Origin of the sequence: Staphylococcus sp. HMSC069D12, from assembly GCF_001810405.1 — a bacterium.
Taxonomy (GTDB): domain Bacteria; phylum Bacillota; class Bacilli; order Staphylococcales; family Staphylococcaceae; genus Staphylococcus; species Staphylococcus haemolyticus.
Genome location: NZ_KV801132.1, coordinates 1 through 15,552, shown reverse-complemented (window position 1 = coordinate 15,552; position 15,552 = coordinate 1). Strand labels below are relative to the sequence as shown.

General features: G+C 32.7%; 11 protein-coding genes and 1 other RNA gene. All 12 read left to right on the top strand.

The features are described from left to right. The first annotated feature begins 9 nt into the window (after positions 1–9). The 12 genes from tgt (at position 10) to HMPREF2737_RS10185 (ending at position 15,495) form a co-directional block, all read left to right on the top strand. Positions 10–1,149 (top strand): tRNA guanosine(34) transglycosylase Tgt, encoded by a 1,140-nt coding sequence (tgt, locus tag HMPREF2737_RS10240; protein WP_037536731.1) that lies wholly within the window; start codon positions 10–12, stop codon positions 1,147–1,149. A 15-nt stretch (positions 1,150–1,164) separates the two neighbouring features. Then, entirely contained in the window at positions 1,165–1,425 is a 261-nt protein-coding gene (gene yajC / locus HMPREF2737_RS10235) for a preprotein translocase subunit YajC (protein WP_011275581.1), read from the top strand. A 224-nt stretch (positions 1,426–1,649) separates the two neighbouring features. Further along, positions 1,650–3,935: a protein translocase subunit SecDF gene (gene secDF, locus HMPREF2737_RS10230; protein ID WP_037550964.1), complete on the top strand. Its 2,286-nt coding sequence runs from the start codon at positions 1,650–1,652 to the stop codon at positions 3,933–3,935. Positions 3,936–4,076: 141 nt separating this feature from the next. Continuing rightward, complete coding sequence (recJ, locus tag HMPREF2737_RS10225; protein WP_037550962.1) at positions 4,077–6,350, top strand: single-stranded-DNA-specific exonuclease RecJ; 2,274 nt, start codon at positions 4,077–4,079, stop codon at positions 6,348–6,350. A gap of 21 nt (positions 6,351–6,371) precedes the next feature. Continuing rightward, positions 6,372–6,890, top strand: coding sequence for an adenine phosphoribosyltransferase (locus tag HMPREF2737_RS10220; RefSeq protein ID WP_037550960.1), 519 nt, complete (start codon positions 6,372–6,374; stop codon positions 6,888–6,890). A gap of 367 nt (positions 6,891–7,257) precedes the next feature. Then, complete coding sequence (locus tag HMPREF2737_RS10215) at positions 7,258–9,447, top strand: RelA/SpoT family protein (RefSeq protein ID WP_011275585.1); 2,190 nt, start codon at positions 7,258–7,260, stop codon at positions 9,445–9,447. 15 nt (positions 9,448–9,462) lie between these two features. Then, positions 9,463–9,915 carry a D-aminoacyl-tRNA deacylase gene (gene dtd / locus HMPREF2737_RS10210; protein ID WP_037550958.1) on the top strand — a complete coding sequence of 151 codons (453 nt, stop codon included), beginning with the start codon at positions 9,463–9,465 and terminating at the stop codon, positions 9,913–9,915. Continuing rightward, on the top strand, positions 9,912–10,787 hold the full coding sequence (locus HMPREF2737_RS10205; protein WP_037550956.1) for an N-acetylmuramoyl-L-alanine amidase family protein: 876 nt from the start codon (positions 9,912–9,914) through the stop codon (positions 10,785–10,787). Before dtd ends, HMPREF2737_RS10205 begins: the two co-directional genes overlap by 4 nt. Before the next feature lie 360 nt (positions 10,788–11,147). After that, a complete protein-coding gene (gene hisS / locus HMPREF2737_RS10200) occupies positions 11,148–12,419 on the top strand; it encodes a histidine--tRNA ligase (RefSeq protein WP_037550954.1) in 1,272 nt (423 codons plus the stop codon). Positions 12,420–12,436: 17 nt separating this feature from the next. Beyond that, entirely contained in the window at positions 12,437–14,203 is a 1,767-nt protein-coding gene (gene aspS / locus HMPREF2737_RS10195; protein ID WP_037550952.1) for an aspartate--tRNA ligase, read from the top strand. 233 nt (positions 14,204–14,436) lie between these two features. Then, positions 14,437–14,627, top strand: a non-coding RNA gene (gene ssrS, locus HMPREF2737_RS10190) — 6S RNA. A gap of 91 nt (positions 14,628–14,718) precedes the next feature. Continuing rightward, positions 14,719–15,495 (top strand): tRNA threonylcarbamoyladenosine dehydratase, encoded by a 777-nt coding sequence (locus HMPREF2737_RS10185; RefSeq protein ID WP_011275590.1) that lies wholly within the window; start codon positions 14,719–14,721, stop codon positions 15,493–15,495. Positions 15,496–15,552: the final 57 nt, after the last annotated feature.

Sequence of the window (15,552 nt, the reverse complement as noted above, 5' to 3'; positions counted from 1 at the left end):
GTATTAAATATGCCAGCAGTAACTTATGAACATATAAAGACATGTAAACAATCAGGTGCACGTTTAGGTATCGTTCATACACCGCACGGTTCTTTTGAAACGCCTATGTTTATGCCGGTAGGAACAAAAGCAACTGTTAAAACAATGAGTCCTGAAGAATTAAGACAAATAGAAGCGAAAATAATATTAGGAAATACGTATCATTTGTGGTTACAACCTGGAAATGATATTATCAAACAAGCTGGGGGTCTGCATAAGTTTATGAATTGGGATGGCCCTATTCTTACTGATTCAGGTGGCTTCCAAGTATTTAGTTTAAGTAATCTCCGTAAGATAACTGAAGAGGGTGTTGAGTTTAGACATCATACAAATGGATCAAAGTTATTTTTAAGTCCAGAGAAATCAATGGAAATACAAAATGACTTAGGTTCAGATATAATGATGGCTTTCGATGAATGTCCACCTATGCCTTCTGAGTATAAGTATGTTAAGGATTCAATTGAACGCACTACGAGATGGGCTGAGCGTTGTTTAAACGCACATAAGCGCCCAGAGGACCAAGCACTCTTTGGTATTATTCAAGGTGGCGAATATAAAGATTTAAGAGAACAAAGCGCTAAGGAATTAGTTGCTTTAGATTTCCCTGGATATGCTATTGGTGGGTTGTCGGTAGGCGAACCTAAACCAGTTATGTATGAAATGGTTGAACATACAGTGCAATATATGCCAGATGATAAACCTCGTTATTTAATGGGCGTAGGTTCTCCTGATGCATTAATTGAATGTAGCATACGTGGCATGGATATGTTTGATTGTGTATTACCAACGCGTATTGCTAGAAATGGTACATGTATGACTTCAAACGGAAGATTAGTAATTAAGAATGCTAAATATGCAAACGATTTTAAACCACTAGATGAAAATTGTGATTGCTACACATGTAAGAATTATTCACGTGCTTATATCAGACATCTGATTAAAGCTGAAGAAACTTTCGGTATCCGTCTTACTACTATTCATAATTTACATTTTCTGCTAAAATTGATGGAAGATATTAGACAAGCTATTCGAGAAGATCGTCTTTTAGATTTTAAAGATGAATTCTTTGAACAATATGGGCTTAATGTAGAAAACCCTAAAAATTTCTAATAAGGAGACAACATAATGAACGTTTCAGCACTTATTTTACCTATAATTTTAATTATAGTATTTTATTTCTTTTTAATTCGACCTCAACAAAAACGTGCTAAAGAACATCGTGAAATGATTAGCCGAATCGAATCTGGTCAACGTATTACTACAATTGGTGGTTTGAAAGGAACTGTTAAAGCTGTTGATGAAACTACAGTTGTTATCACAGTTAATGGTCATGGAACAGAAATGACTTTTGAAAAACCAGCAATTAAACAAGTAGACCCTTCTTAAAGTTAAGGGGAAATGAAATTTATTTATTTAAAACTGTCGACAAAGTTCATACTATGTTGACAGTTTTTTTATTATAAGTATATGCGTAATAATCTTAATTTCACTAAAAGATGTAGTATGTTAATATAGATAGGTCATGTAATAACTATGTAATTTTTAATTAACTTGCACATGGTTTATTAAAAGATTATTCTTAGTACATAAGTAAACAATGAGGTGTTCATGTGAAGAAATTTAGTAGGATAATTGCATTCATACTAATTGTAGCCGTTTTGTTCGTTGGAATGGGACTTACATATAAGAATGTAGTTAAAAACGTAAATCTTGGATTAGATTTACAAGGTGGATTTGAAGTTCTTTATCAAGTTAAACCATTAGATGGTGATAAAAAAATTGATGAGAAAGCCTTACAATCAACTGCTAGAACTTTGGAAAATCGTGTCAATGTTCTCGGTGTTTCTGAACCTCATATTCAAGTTGAGGATCCAGACAGAATTAGAGTTCAATTAGCAGGTGTTAAAGATCCAGATGAAGCTCGTAAAATATTATCTTCCCAAGCTAATTTAACTATTCGTGATGCCAATGATAAAGTTAAATTAACTGGTAAAGATATTGTACAAGGTTCAGCTAAACAAGAATTTAAGCAAGGTACTAATGAACCAGCTGTTACATTTAAATTAAAAGATCGTGCTAAATTTAAAAAAGTAACAGAAGAAATTTCGAAAAAACAAGAAAATATGATGGTAGTATGGCTTGATTATAAAAAAGGTGATAGCTACCATAAAGAGTTAGAAAAAACTGAAGATAAACGTAAATACGTTTCAGCTGCTTCAGTAGATCAACCTATTAATTCAGATAGTGTTGAAATTTCAGGTGGATTCCATGGTCAACAAGGTGTGGAAAGAGCTAAACAAATTGCAGAATTACTAAATGCTGGTTCACTACCTGTTGATTTAAAAGAAATTTATTCTAATTCAGTAGGTGCACAGTTTGGTCAAGATGCACTTGATAAAACAATATTTGCATCAGCGATAGGCGTAGCAATTATATATCTATTTATGGTCGGTTTCTATAGACTACCTGGTTTAGTTGCTATCATCGCATTGACTGTTTATATTTATCTTACATTAGTAGCATTTAATTTCATTTCTGGTGTTCTTACATTACCAGGATTAGCAGCTCTCGTACTCGGTGTAGGTATGGCTGTAGATGCGAACATAATTATGTATGAACGGATAAAAGATGAATTGCGAATTGGTAGGACGTTAAAACAAGCCTACTCTAAAGCAAACAAGAGTTCACTCTTAACGATATTTGACTCGAACTTAACTACAGTTATTGCTGCGGGTGTATTATTCTTCTTCGGTGAAAGTTCAGTAAAAGGTTTTGCGACAATGTTACTTTTAGGTATTCTTATGATATTTGTAACAGCTGTATTTTTATCAAGAGGTTTATTATCATTACTTGTATCATCTAATTACTTTAAGAAGAAATTCTGGCTATTTGGAGTTAGTAAGAAAAATAGACATGATATTAATGAAGGTGTAGATGTTCATGATCTTAAAACTTCATATGAAAAGTGGAATTTTGTTAAATTAGCCAAACCATTAATCGGATTCAGTATTCTGATTTTGATTGTTGGTATTGTGATTTTAAGTATATTCAAATTAAACTTAGGTATTGATTTCTCTGCAGGTACGCGTGTTGATATTGACTCTGATACAAAATTGTCTCAACCTAAAGTTGAACGTACGATGAAAGACATGGGATTAACTCCAGATCAAGTTCAAATAAATGGTAGTGACAATAAACAAGCAACTGTGCAATTTAAGAAAGATTTATCTAAAAATGAAGTTGTAGAACTTAACAAAAAAGTGAACAATGAATACAGTCATAAACCAACTGTAAATACAGTATCACCAATGATTGGACAAGAATTAGCTAAAAACGCTATGAAGGCTCTTATCTATGCGGCAATAGGTATTATTATCTATGTTTCACTAAGATTCGAATGGAGAATGGGTCTATCATCAGTATTAGCATTACTGCATGATGTCTTTATGATTGTTGCATTATTCAGCTTACTTCGTTTGGAAGTTGATATTACATTTATTGCAGCAGTACTAACTATCGTAGGTTATTCAATTAATGATACGATTGTAACATTTGACCGTGTAAGAGAAAATCTGCATAAAATTAAAGTCATTACCAAACCAGAGCAAATCGATGACATCGTTAATCGCTCTATTCGTCAAACAATGACTCGTTCCGTTAATACTGTTTTAACAGTAATTGTTGTCGTAGTTGCGATTTTAATATTTGGGGCATCAAGCTTATTCAATTTCTCATTAGCATTATTAATTGGATTAGTATCTGGTGTATTCTCTTCAGTATTTATCGCTGTACCTTTATGGGGTATAATGAAGAAACGACAACTTAAAAAAGCAGATAACGGTAAATTAACGGTATACAAAGAGAAAAAATCAAATGATGAAAAGATTTTAGTATAAATTATTAGGGAGTAGGACATTGTATTCAATGTTCTACTCTTTTTCTAGTATCACTAATAGTTTTATCAACTTAGCGTTGTTTACTTTTTATTTAGTTGAATTTTCGGTATAATGGCTTTTGGAAAAAGGGAGGATAATTACATGATTAAATCTAAATATAACTGGCTCTATGAACCTCCAACAGAATACATAAATGAAACTTTAATAAAAAAATATCAATTAACACCGATTATAAAAAAACTGCTTGAAAGTAAATCGATAACTGATGATGAGTCAATAAAAGCCTTATTAGATGAAACTATCATTAATCACGATCCATGGCTATTAAGTGATATGGAAAAAGCGGTGACTCGAATCAATGAAGCAATTGATAAAAATGAGCGTATATTGGTATATGGTGATTATGATGCCGATGGTGTCACTTCTACAACTATATTAGTTAATACATTGCAGACATTAGGTGCTGAAGTGGGTTGGTATATTCCTAATCGATTTTCAGAAGGTTATGGTCCTAATGAACTTGCATTTAGAAATGCCTATGATGAAGGCGTGTCTCTCATCATAACTGTCGATAATGGCATACAAGGTCATAAAGAGATTGAAATGATACAAAAGCTAGGAGTTGATGTCATAGTAACTGATCATCATGAAATTGGACGTACTTTGCCTGAAGCGTATGCCATCGTGCATCCAATGCATCCAGAGTATGAATACCCATTTCACTTTTTATGCGGTGCTGGTGTAGCTTACAAATTATCTCAAGTTTTATTAGACAATCCTCCTAATTATTTTGTAAGTTTAGCTGCGATTGGTACTATAGCAGATTTAGTGTCAATGACAGATGAAAACCGCTCTATAGTAAAACAAGGTTTATCATTTTTAAATCAAAGCTGTCCTATTCAAATTAAAGCATTACTTAACCAAGCTGGTTATAATAACACGATTAACGAAGAAACTGTAGGTTTTATTATAGGGCCTCGACTTAATGCTGTTGGTAGATTAGAGGATGCATCGTTAGCTGCGGAGTTATTAATGACCGAGGATGAAGAAGAAGCTGAATTTCTAGCTGAACAAGTAGAAGATTTTAATGTTGAACGTAAAGAAATAGTAGCTCAGATAACTGATGAGGCACTAGCCATTGCTGAAGAAAAAGTGAATAATGGCAATCAATTTTTACTATTAGCTAAAGAAAATTGGCATGAAGGTGTCTTAGGTATTGTAGCATCTAAAATTGTTGAGACATATGCATTACCTACCTTAATTCTGAATATTGATTTAGAACAAAATCATGCTAAAGGATCAGCTCGTAGTATAGAACAAGTTTCAATGTTTGAAATTTTGAGTGCACATCAAGATTTAATTTCTAAGTTTGGTGGTCATCATATGGCAGCGGGTATGACTATGGAAATAGATTATATTGAAGCTTTAGAGCAAGGATTGAATGACTGGATGTTTAAATTATCAGAACATACGTCACTAGCGCCGGCAAAACATGTATCAGTTAAATTAGAAGAGAATGATATTTCTATAAATAACATTCGTGATATTCAAAGACTAAGTCCATTTGGCACAGACTTTGAAAAACCATTATTGGAAATAGATGATAATGAAGTCGTTGATGTTAGAGCAATAGGAAAAGATAAAAACCATTTGAAATTAGTAACCGGTCAGTTACAATTACAAAGCCTATTTTGGAAAAATGGTCAGTTAGCAACTCAAATTGAACCTGGTCAACCAATCAATCTACTAGGAAATTTACAAATCAATGAATGGAACGGAAATCAATCACCACAGTTTATTATTCAAGATATAGCAACGAATAAAGAACAAATATTAGATTACCGAAGTAAACGTAAACAATTAAATATAGACCCAAACGATACTAGAGTTGCTTTTTTAATACACCCTAAAAAAGAAAAATTGAATCATAATTACTATTATTATGGTGATAAAATCGATCAAGAACATGAAGTAGTAATTTTAAGAGACTTGCCAAATGATTTAGACAGTCTTAAAGATAGTCTCAAAAACTTAAATTATTCACAACTCTATTTAGTTTTGCAACATCAGCAGAGTATATATTTTGATGGTATGCCCTCGTCAAATCAATTTAAAAGCTGTTTCAAAGCGCTAATGACCAAAAAAGAAACCAATCTTGAACAAGAGGGTATGTTACTATGTCAACATTTGAATGTTAAACCTAATATTTTAAAATTTATGCTTAAAGTATTTTATGAGTTAGGTTTTGTAACAGAAGAAAATGGTATAATTAAAATTGTAGATAATGCTGACAAACAAAATATTGAAACAAGTCGTGTTTATCAATTAAGACAATCCAGAATGGAAGTTGAGAAACTTTTACTTTATGATGATTTTACGCAATTAAAAACTTGGATCAAATCACAGAAGGGTTAGTAAATAGGAGGAAATAGATATATGGATTTAAAGCAATATGTTTCGGAAGTGCAAGATTGGCCTAAACCGGGAGTCAGTTTTAAAGATATAACAACAATTATGGATAACGGGGAAGCTTATGGTTATGCTACCGATCAAATTGTAAAATATGCTAAGGAGAGAGACGTTGATATAGTTGTAGGTCCTGAGGCAAGAGGATTTATAATTGGGTGCCCTGTAGCTTATTCAATGGGTATTGGTTTTTCGCCCGTGAGAAAAGAGGGTAAATTACCTCGTGAAGTTATCCGATATGAATATGACTTAGAATATGGTACAAATGTTCTTACAATGCACAATGATGCAATTAAACCAGGTCAACGTGTTCTTATAACTGATGACTTATTAGCTACTGGAGGTACTATAGAGGCGGCAATTAAACTAGTTGAAAAACTAGGAGGAATCGTCGTAGGTATTGCATTTATAATTGAACTTAAATATTTAAACGGTATTGAAAAAATTAAAGATTATGATGTGATGAGTTTAATTTCATATGATGAATAGATGACTAGAATTAAAAGACATAGTATATGCTTTTAATGTCTAACAATTTTTGGGAATGAGATAATGAATTCGTAATGGGATTCTATCTCATTCCCATTTTTTCGTTAAATTGTTTACTTGATTTGATTTCAGCGTAACACCATTTATTTATTTAAAAACTTGTAGTATCATAGAACTATTATTTATAAAAATGTTAAGGCTTTTGTAGTTCTTTTAACATTTGATAAAATTAAAGTAATACTCGCATTTCTATATCTAAATAGATGATATACTCGGATTAATGAAGGACAATGTATCTTTTCTTAATTTTCAAAAATTCGAATATGAGTTGAGTATTTGAAATACAAATGAGTTGGGGTGTCATATATTGAATAACGAGTATCCATATAGCGCTGATGAGGTGCTAAATAAAGCTAAATCATATTTATCAACTGATGATTATCAATATGTCCTAAAAAGTTACCATATAGCTTATGAAGCCCATCAAGGACAGTTCCGCAAAAATGGTCTTCCGTATATCATGCATCCAATTCAAGTAGCGGGCATATTAACAGAAATGCGTTTAGATGGTCCAACGATAGTGGCAGGCTTTCTGCATGATGTCATTGAAGATACGCCATACACATTTGACGATGTTAAAGATATGTTTAATGAAGAAATAGCGCGAATTGTTGATGGTGTTACTAAACTTAAAAAGGTAAAATACCGCTCTAAAGAAGAACAACAAGCAGAAAATCATCGTAAATTATTTATTGCAATTGCAAAAGATGTTCGAGTTATACTTGTCAAATTAGCCGATAGATTACATAACATGAGAACATTAAAAGCTATGGCTAGAGAAAAACAAGTGCGTATCTCTAAAGAGACACTAGAAATTTATGCACCATTGGCACATAGATTAGGTATTAATACGATTAAATGGGAATTAGAAGATACTGCACTTAGATATATAGACAGTGTTCAGTATTTCCGTATTGTCAATTTAATGAAGAAAAAGCGTAGTGAACGGGAAGCTTATATCGCTAATGCAATAGATAAAATTCAAACAGAAATGATTAAAATGGACATCACTGGAGAAATTAGCGGTAGACCTAAACATATTTATAGCATATACCGAAAAATGATGAAGCAGAAAAAGCAGTTTGATCAAATATTCGATTTATTAGCTATTCGTGTAATTGTAAATTCTATTAATGATTGTTATGCAATTTTAGGGTTAGTCCATACATTATGGAAACCAATGCCTGGAAGATTTAAAGATTATATTGCCATGCCTAAACAGAATATGTATCAATCTCTACATACAACTGTCGTTGGTCCTAATGGTGACCCTTTAGAAATACAAATTAGAACATATGAAATGCATGAAATAGCTGAACATGGTGTTGCAGCTCATTGGGCATATAAAGAAGGAAAAACAGTTAATGAAAAGAATCAAGATTTTCAAAATAAATTAAATTGGTTAAAAGAATTAGCTGAAGCTGATCATACATCATCTGACGCACAAGAATTTATGGAATCACTGAAATATGATTTACAAAGTGATAAAGTGTACGCTTTCACACCTGCAAGTGATGTTATTGAATTGCCTTATGGTGCGGTTCCAATAGATTTCGCTTATGCTATTCATAGCGAAGTCGGAAATAAGATGATTGGTGCAAAAGTTAATGGTAAAATTGTTCCTATTGATTATGTTCTTCAAACCGGAGATATTATTGAAATTCGTACAAGTAAGCACTCTTATGGACCTAGTAGAGATTGGCTAAAGATAGTTAAATCATCAAGTGCTAAAAGTAAAATTAAGGGTTTCTTTAAAAAACAAGACCGTTCATCTAACATTGAAAAAGGTAAGTTTATGGTCGAAGCAGAAATTAAAGAACAGGGCTTTAGAGTAGATGATATTTTAACTGATAAAAATATAGAAGTTGTTAATGAGAAATACAATTTTGCTAATGATGATGATCTATTTGCAGCAGTTGGATTTGGTGGTGTAACAGCTTTACAGGTTGTTAATAAATTGACCGAAAGACAACGTATACAAGATAAACAAAAAGCGCTAAACGAGGCGCAGGAAGTTATTAAATCACTTCCAATTAAAGATGATATCATCACTGATAGTGGTGTCTATGTCGAAGGTATAGAGAATGTATTGATAAAGCTTTCAAAATGTTGTAATCCAATCCCTGGAGATGATATTGTAGGATATATCACTAAAGGACATGGTATAAAAGTGCACCGTACAGATTGTCCAAATGTTAAAAATGAAACAGAACGATTAATAGCAGTTGAGTGGGTTAAATCTAAAGATTCTACTCAACGATACCAAGTAGATTTAGAAGTTAGTGCATATGATCGTAATGGTTTATTAAATGAAGTAATACAAGCCGTTAACTCTACAGTCGGAAGTATTATTAAAATCAATGGACGGTCTGATACTGATAAGAATGCAATTATCACTATTAGTGTTATGGTGCGTAATGTTAATGATGTATTCCGTGTAGTTGAAAAACTAAAACAATTAAGTGATGTATATACAGTGTCAAGAGTTTGGAATTAATGAGGTGCTATTAATATGAAAGTAGTTGTACAAAGAGTAAAAAGAGCAGCAGTTACAAATAACAGCATTCACAATGAAATCGACAAGGGTTTCTGTCTTTTAGTCGGAATAGGTAAGGATACAACAGAAGCAGATATAGATGCAGTTGCTAAAAAGATTATTAACGCTCGTTTGTTTGAAGATGAAAATGGCAAACTTAATTTAAATATCCAACAAGTTGAAGGTCAAATTTTATCTATCTCTCAATTTACTTTATATGCTGATGTACGTAAAGGGAATAGACCAGGATTTTCAAATTCAAAAAATCCTGAAGAAGCCAATGTGTTATACGAAAAATTTAACACTGCTTTAAAAGCTTATGACGTTGAAGTGAAAACAGGTGAATTTGGTACTGATATGGAAGTTGAAATTATCAATGATGGTCCAGTTACTATTATTTATGAAAGTCAGGATGGCAAAATAATATGAACAAAATAGATGCATGGTTATCTAAACATGACCTTAAAAATCTGACAACATTGATTGTTGTAGGTGCTTTTATATTATTTTTAATATTATTATTTATGCTAATGAATCATAGTGATCAAGGGAGTAATAGAATTATAGTTTCAGAGAATGCTGAATTACGAACTGGTCCAAATGCTGCTTATCCTGTGATTTACCAAATCGAAAAAGGTGATACGTTTACTAGATTGAAGAAATCAGGTAAATGGATAGAAGTTGAAAGCAGAGATGGTTCTGAAAAAGGTTGGATAGCTGGATGGCACACAAGCTTAAATATTGAAGCGGATGCGAATAAAAAAGTAAACCCATTAAAAAATAAGGTCATTGTCTTAGATCCTGGCCATGGAGGCAATGACCAGGGTGCATCCAGTAATACTTCAAAAAAGAGTTTGGAGAAGAACTATACTTTAAAAACAGCTAAAGAATTGAGACGTGCTCTTGAAAAAGCGGGGGCAACAGTTAAATTAACACGTTCTGATGATACATATGTTAGCTTAGATGATAGAAAACTTAATGGTGACGCATACATTAGTATACATAATGATTCTCTTGATAGTCCTAATGCTAATGGTGCAACTGTTTATTGGTATAAAAATAATCAAGAAGCTTTAGCTGAAACGTTAAATACAAACATACAAAAGAAAGCCATGTTGTCTAATAGAGGAACTCGACAAGAGAACTTCCAAGTACTAAGACAGACCAATAAGCCAGCCGTGTTATTAGAATTAGGATATATAAGTAATCCAACAGATGAGGTAATGATACGAGATCAAATTCATCGACAAGTTGTAGAAGAAGCTGTAGTGGATGGTTTAAAACAATATTTTGCCTCTTAAAGCTTGCAAACTATGCATAAACTCGTTATTATAATTAGTGAACTTTATATATAATACCGTTATGATTCTTGAAAGTGTAAATGAAAGAGGTAGCAATAATTGATATTGTGAAGAGATATAATCCATGGCTGTAAGATTATACTGAGTAATTTATTACTTTGAACACAAGAACAGGTGCTTTAATAGATTAAGCCGTTTTACGTACGTTACACGTTTTGAGTGGTAATTAAGTTTTACTAACGAATTTAATTACAATTAGGGTGGCAACACGGCGATTCGTCCCTTGTATAGCAGAAATGCTATATAAGGGACTTTTTTTATTAAAGGGAGTTTGTAAAAATAAAAAGAAGGAGTGATTGTGTGATTAGAATTCCTAGAGGTACACAAGATATCTTACCTGAAGATTCTAGTAAATGGCGTTACATTGAAAATCAACTTGATAAATTAATGAAATTATATAATTATAAAGAAATTCGCACGCCTATATTTGAAAGTACAGATTTATTTGCACGTGGCGTGGGTGACTCTACAGATGTCGTACAAAAAGAAATGTACACTTTTAAAGATAAAGGTGACAGAAGCATAACTTTAAGACCAGAAGGAACAGCAGCTGTTGTACGTTCATACATTGAGAATAAAATGCAAGGTATTCCAAATCAGCCTGTTAAATTATATTATAATGGGCCAATGTTCAGATATGAACGTAAACAAAAAGGGCGATACCGTCAATTCACTCAATTCGGCGTTGAAGCGATTGGCGCTGAAAATCCGAGCATGGATGCTGAAGTTCTAGCTATGGTGATGCATATCTATGAATCATTCGGCCTTAAACATTTAAAATTAGTTATCAATAGTATTGGTGATGCTGATTCACGTAAAGAATATAATGAGGCACTAATACGTCATTTTGAGCCAGTGATAGATACATTTTGTGATGATTGTAAATCAAGATTACACACAAATCCAATGAGAATACTAGATTGCAAAATTGATAGAGATAAAGAAGCGGTTAAAAATGCACCAAGAATTACTGATTACTTAAATGACGATTCAAAAGCTTACTTTAATGAAGTGAAGACTCACTTAGATGATTTAGGTATTTCATATGTTGAAGATCCTAACCTTGTACGTGGTCTTGATTATTACACACACACTGCTTTTGAATTAATGATGGATAATCCTAATTATGATGGTGCAATAACTACCTTATGTGGTGGTGGTCGATATAATGGACTGCTTGAATTATTAGATGGACCAAATCAAACGGGTATTGGTTTCGCTTTAAGTATTGAAAGATTGTTATTGGCGCTTGAAGAAGAAGGAATTGATTTGGACGTCGAGGATACGTTTGATCTTTTCATCGTTACTATGGGTGAAGAAGCTGAACGATATAGCGTTAAGCTTTTAAATCAACTCAGAAAATCGGGTATAAAAGCCGACAAAGATTATTTACAACGTAAAGTTAAAGGTCAAATGAAACAAGCTGATCGGTTGAATGCTCAATATACAGTTGTTATCGGTGATCAAGAACTTGAAAATGAAGTGATTGATGTCAAAGACATGTCAACAGGTGAAACAGAAACTATTAACTTAAATAACTTAGTAAATTATTTTCAAGAAAAAAATAATTAATAAAAAGGAGAATATAAATGAGTAAAAGAACAACGTATTGTGGTTTAGTTACAGAAGAACTTTTAAACCAAAAAGTTACTTTAAAAGGTTGGGTTCATAATCGTCGTGACTTAGGTGGTTTAATCTTTGTCGATTTACGTGACAGAGAAGGTATCGTGCAAATCGTCTTTAACCCTGATTTTTCTGAAGAAGCTTTAAATGTAGCTGAAACAGTAAGATCAGAATATGTAGTTGAAGTTGAGGGAACAGTAACCAAGAGAGATCCAGATACTGTGAATCCTAAAATTAAAACTGGTCAAGTAGAAGTACAAGTTTCTAATATAACAATTATCAATAAATCAGAAACACCACCATTTTCTATTAATGAAGAAAATCAAAATGTTGATGAAAACATCCGTTTAAAATACCGTTATTTAGATTTAAGACGCCCAGAGTTGGCACAAACTTTCAAAATGAGACATCAAACAACACGCTCTATTCGTGAATATTTAGATAACAATGGTTTCTTCGATATTGAAACTCCTGTTTTAACTAAATCTACGCCAGAAGGTGCCAGAGATTATTTAGTACCTTCTCGAGTTCATGAAGGAGAATTTTATGCATTACCACAATCACCTCAATTATTTAAACAATTATTAATGATTAGTGGTTTTGACAAATATTATCAAATTGTTAAATGTTTCCGTGATGAAGATTTACGTGCAGATCGTCAACCTGAATTCACTCAAGTCGATATTGAAATGAGTTTCGTTGATCAAGAAGATGTGATTGAAATGGGTGAAGAAATGTTACGAAAAGTTGTTAAAGATGTTAAAGGCATTGACGTATCAGGTCCTTTCCCTAGAATGACTTATGAAGAAGCGATGAGACGCTATGGTTCAGATAAACCTGATACTCGTTTTGATATGGAACTTAAAGATGTATCACAGTTAGGTCGTGAAATGGACTTTAAAGTATTTAAAGATACTGTAGAAAATAATGGCGAAGTAAAAGCCATTGTAGCTAAAGGTGCAGCCGACAATTATACTCGTAAAGACATGGACGCATTAACAGAATTCGTAAATATTTATGGTGCTAAAGGTCTAGCATGGGTAAAAGTTGTTGATGATGGATTGAGTGGTCCAATCGCTCGTTTCTTTGAAGATTCAAATGTTGCGACTTTAAAAGAACTTACACAGGCTGAATCAGGAGACTTAGTAATGTTTGTCGCTGACAAACCAAATGTAGTAGCTCAAAGTTTAGGTGCTTTACGTATTAAAATTGCCAAAGAATTAGGTTTAATCGATGAAAATAAACTTAATTTCTTATGGGTAACAGATTGGCCGTTATTAGAATATGATGAAGATGCTAAACGTTATGTAGCTGCACACCATCCATTTACTTCACCTAAACAAGAGGATATTAGTAAATTAGATTCAGAACCTCAAAATGCACAAGCGAATGCTTATGACATCGTTTTAAATGGTTATGAATTAGGTGGGGGATCAATCAGAATTGCAGACGGTGAATTACAAGAAAAAATGTTTGAAGTATTAGGATTCACTAAAGAACAAGCTAGAGAACAATTTGGATTCTTATTAGATGCATTTAAATATGGTACACCACCACATGGCGGTATTGCACTAGGCTTAGACCGTTTAGTAATGCTATTAACTAATCGTACAAACTTACGTGATACAATTGCATTCCCTAAAACAGCTTCTGCGACTTGCTTGCTTACAGATGCACCAGGTGAAGTCTCAGACAAACAATTAGAAGAGCTTTCTTTACGTATTCGTCATTAGATTTAACATATAAAATGATATAAATACATTAGTCATCAAAATCACAATTGATTTTGGTGACTTTTATTTAGCGTTTTTTCGTTTTGTTGTAGAACTATATTCATCCAATAAAAACTATAATAATATTATGTAAACTAAATATAATTAAAATTTTTCTTCACAAAATATATATTCCATCTAGTTCATAAGGATTTCTTTATTTAAACCTCTGTGGTAATATATAAACATAAGGTAGTCATCTGTATTGTTCGTATGTTTGCTTTTTATTTGGGCCTAACACTTTTTGATCAGGGAGCCCAATAGGTTTTCTTGCAGCGCACACGCCTCAATTGGAGGACTTGCAAAACAAGAAACAGGGCACCCACCTGTATATAGCAGGCCGAATGATCAAGCTTTTTATAACTACGGCAATCACGGACTCTACCGGTACGCAAGGCTTTATGTCTTGCGTATTTTTATTTGTCTTTTTCTGTTAACATATAGTTATCGTATTGTTTTTTATAAAGGAGTTTAAAATGAAACATCAATTTTCAAGAAACGAATTAGCATATGGACAAGAGGGTTTAGATCTATTAAAAGAAAAAACAGTTGCAGTTCTTGGGGTAGGTGGTGTTGGTTCATTTGCTGCCGAAGCATTGGCTAGAACCAATATTGGTCATATTATTTTAATCGATAAAGATGACGTAGATATTACAAATGTCAATCGTCAAATACATGCACTCACTACAACTATCGGACAAAGTAAGGTCACTTTGATGGAAGAACGTATTAAACTTATTAACCCTGATTGTAAAGTAACACCACTTCACATGTTTTATACTGAGGAGACATATGAGGATTTATTTAATAATTATGATATTGATTACTTTATCGATGCAAGTGATACTATAATATATAAAGTTCATCTGATGAAAGAGTGTTTAGAACGAGGAATTAAGATGATTTCAAGCATGGGGGCAGCTAATAAAACTGATCCTACACGATTTAAAATAGCAGATATTTCTAAAACTTATATGGACCCTATGGCTAAAATTATCCGTAATAAACTAAAGCGTCAAGGTATAAAAAAGGGTGTGCCTGTCGTGTTTTCTGATGAAAGTCCTATTGTAATTCGTGAAGATGTAAAAGCAACCGTTGGAGATGCAAACGCCATTAATCGTAAAGGGCAAATGCCTCCATCATCAAATGCATTTGTACCAAGTACAGTAGGATTAATCTGTGCGAGTTACGTAGTAAACGACATTTTAAAAAATATACCTGTACGCCGTATTAAGGATAAAGGTAATATTTAAATAATAGACTATGAATCAAATTTAAAAGGCTCTACGTCAAATCGGACTGATGAGTCC

Excerpts from the sequence above, each read along its gene's own strand:
- tgt (WP_037536731.1), top strand. The coding sequence starts at position 10 with ATGCCAGCAGTAACTTATGAACATATAAAGACATGTAAACAATCAGGT.
- yajC (WP_011275581.1), top strand. The coding sequence starts at position 1,165 with ATGAACGTTTCAGCACTTATTTTACCTATAATTTTAATTATAGTATTT.
- recJ (WP_037550962.1), top strand. The coding sequence starts at position 4,077 with ATGATTAAATCTAAATATAACTGGCTCTATGAACCTCCAACAGAATAC.
- HMPREF2737_RS10220 (WP_037550960.1), top strand. The coding sequence starts at position 6,372 with ATGGATTTAAAGCAATATGTTTCGGAAGTGCAAGATTGGCCTAAACCG.
- dtd (WP_037550958.1), top strand. The coding sequence starts at position 9,463 with ATGAAAGTAGTTGTACAAAGAGTAAAAAGAGCAGCAGTTACAAATAAC.
- HMPREF2737_RS10205 (WP_037550956.1), top strand. The coding sequence starts at position 9,912 with ATGAACAAAATAGATGCATGGTTATCTAAACATGACCTTAAAAATCTG.
- aspS (WP_037550952.1), top strand. The coding sequence starts at position 12,437 with ATGAGTAAAAGAACAACGTATTGTGGTTTAGTTACAGAAGAACTTTTA.
- HMPREF2737_RS10185 (WP_011275590.1), top strand. The coding sequence starts at position 14,719 with ATGAAACATCAATTTTCAAGAAACGAATTAGCATATGGACAAGAGGGT.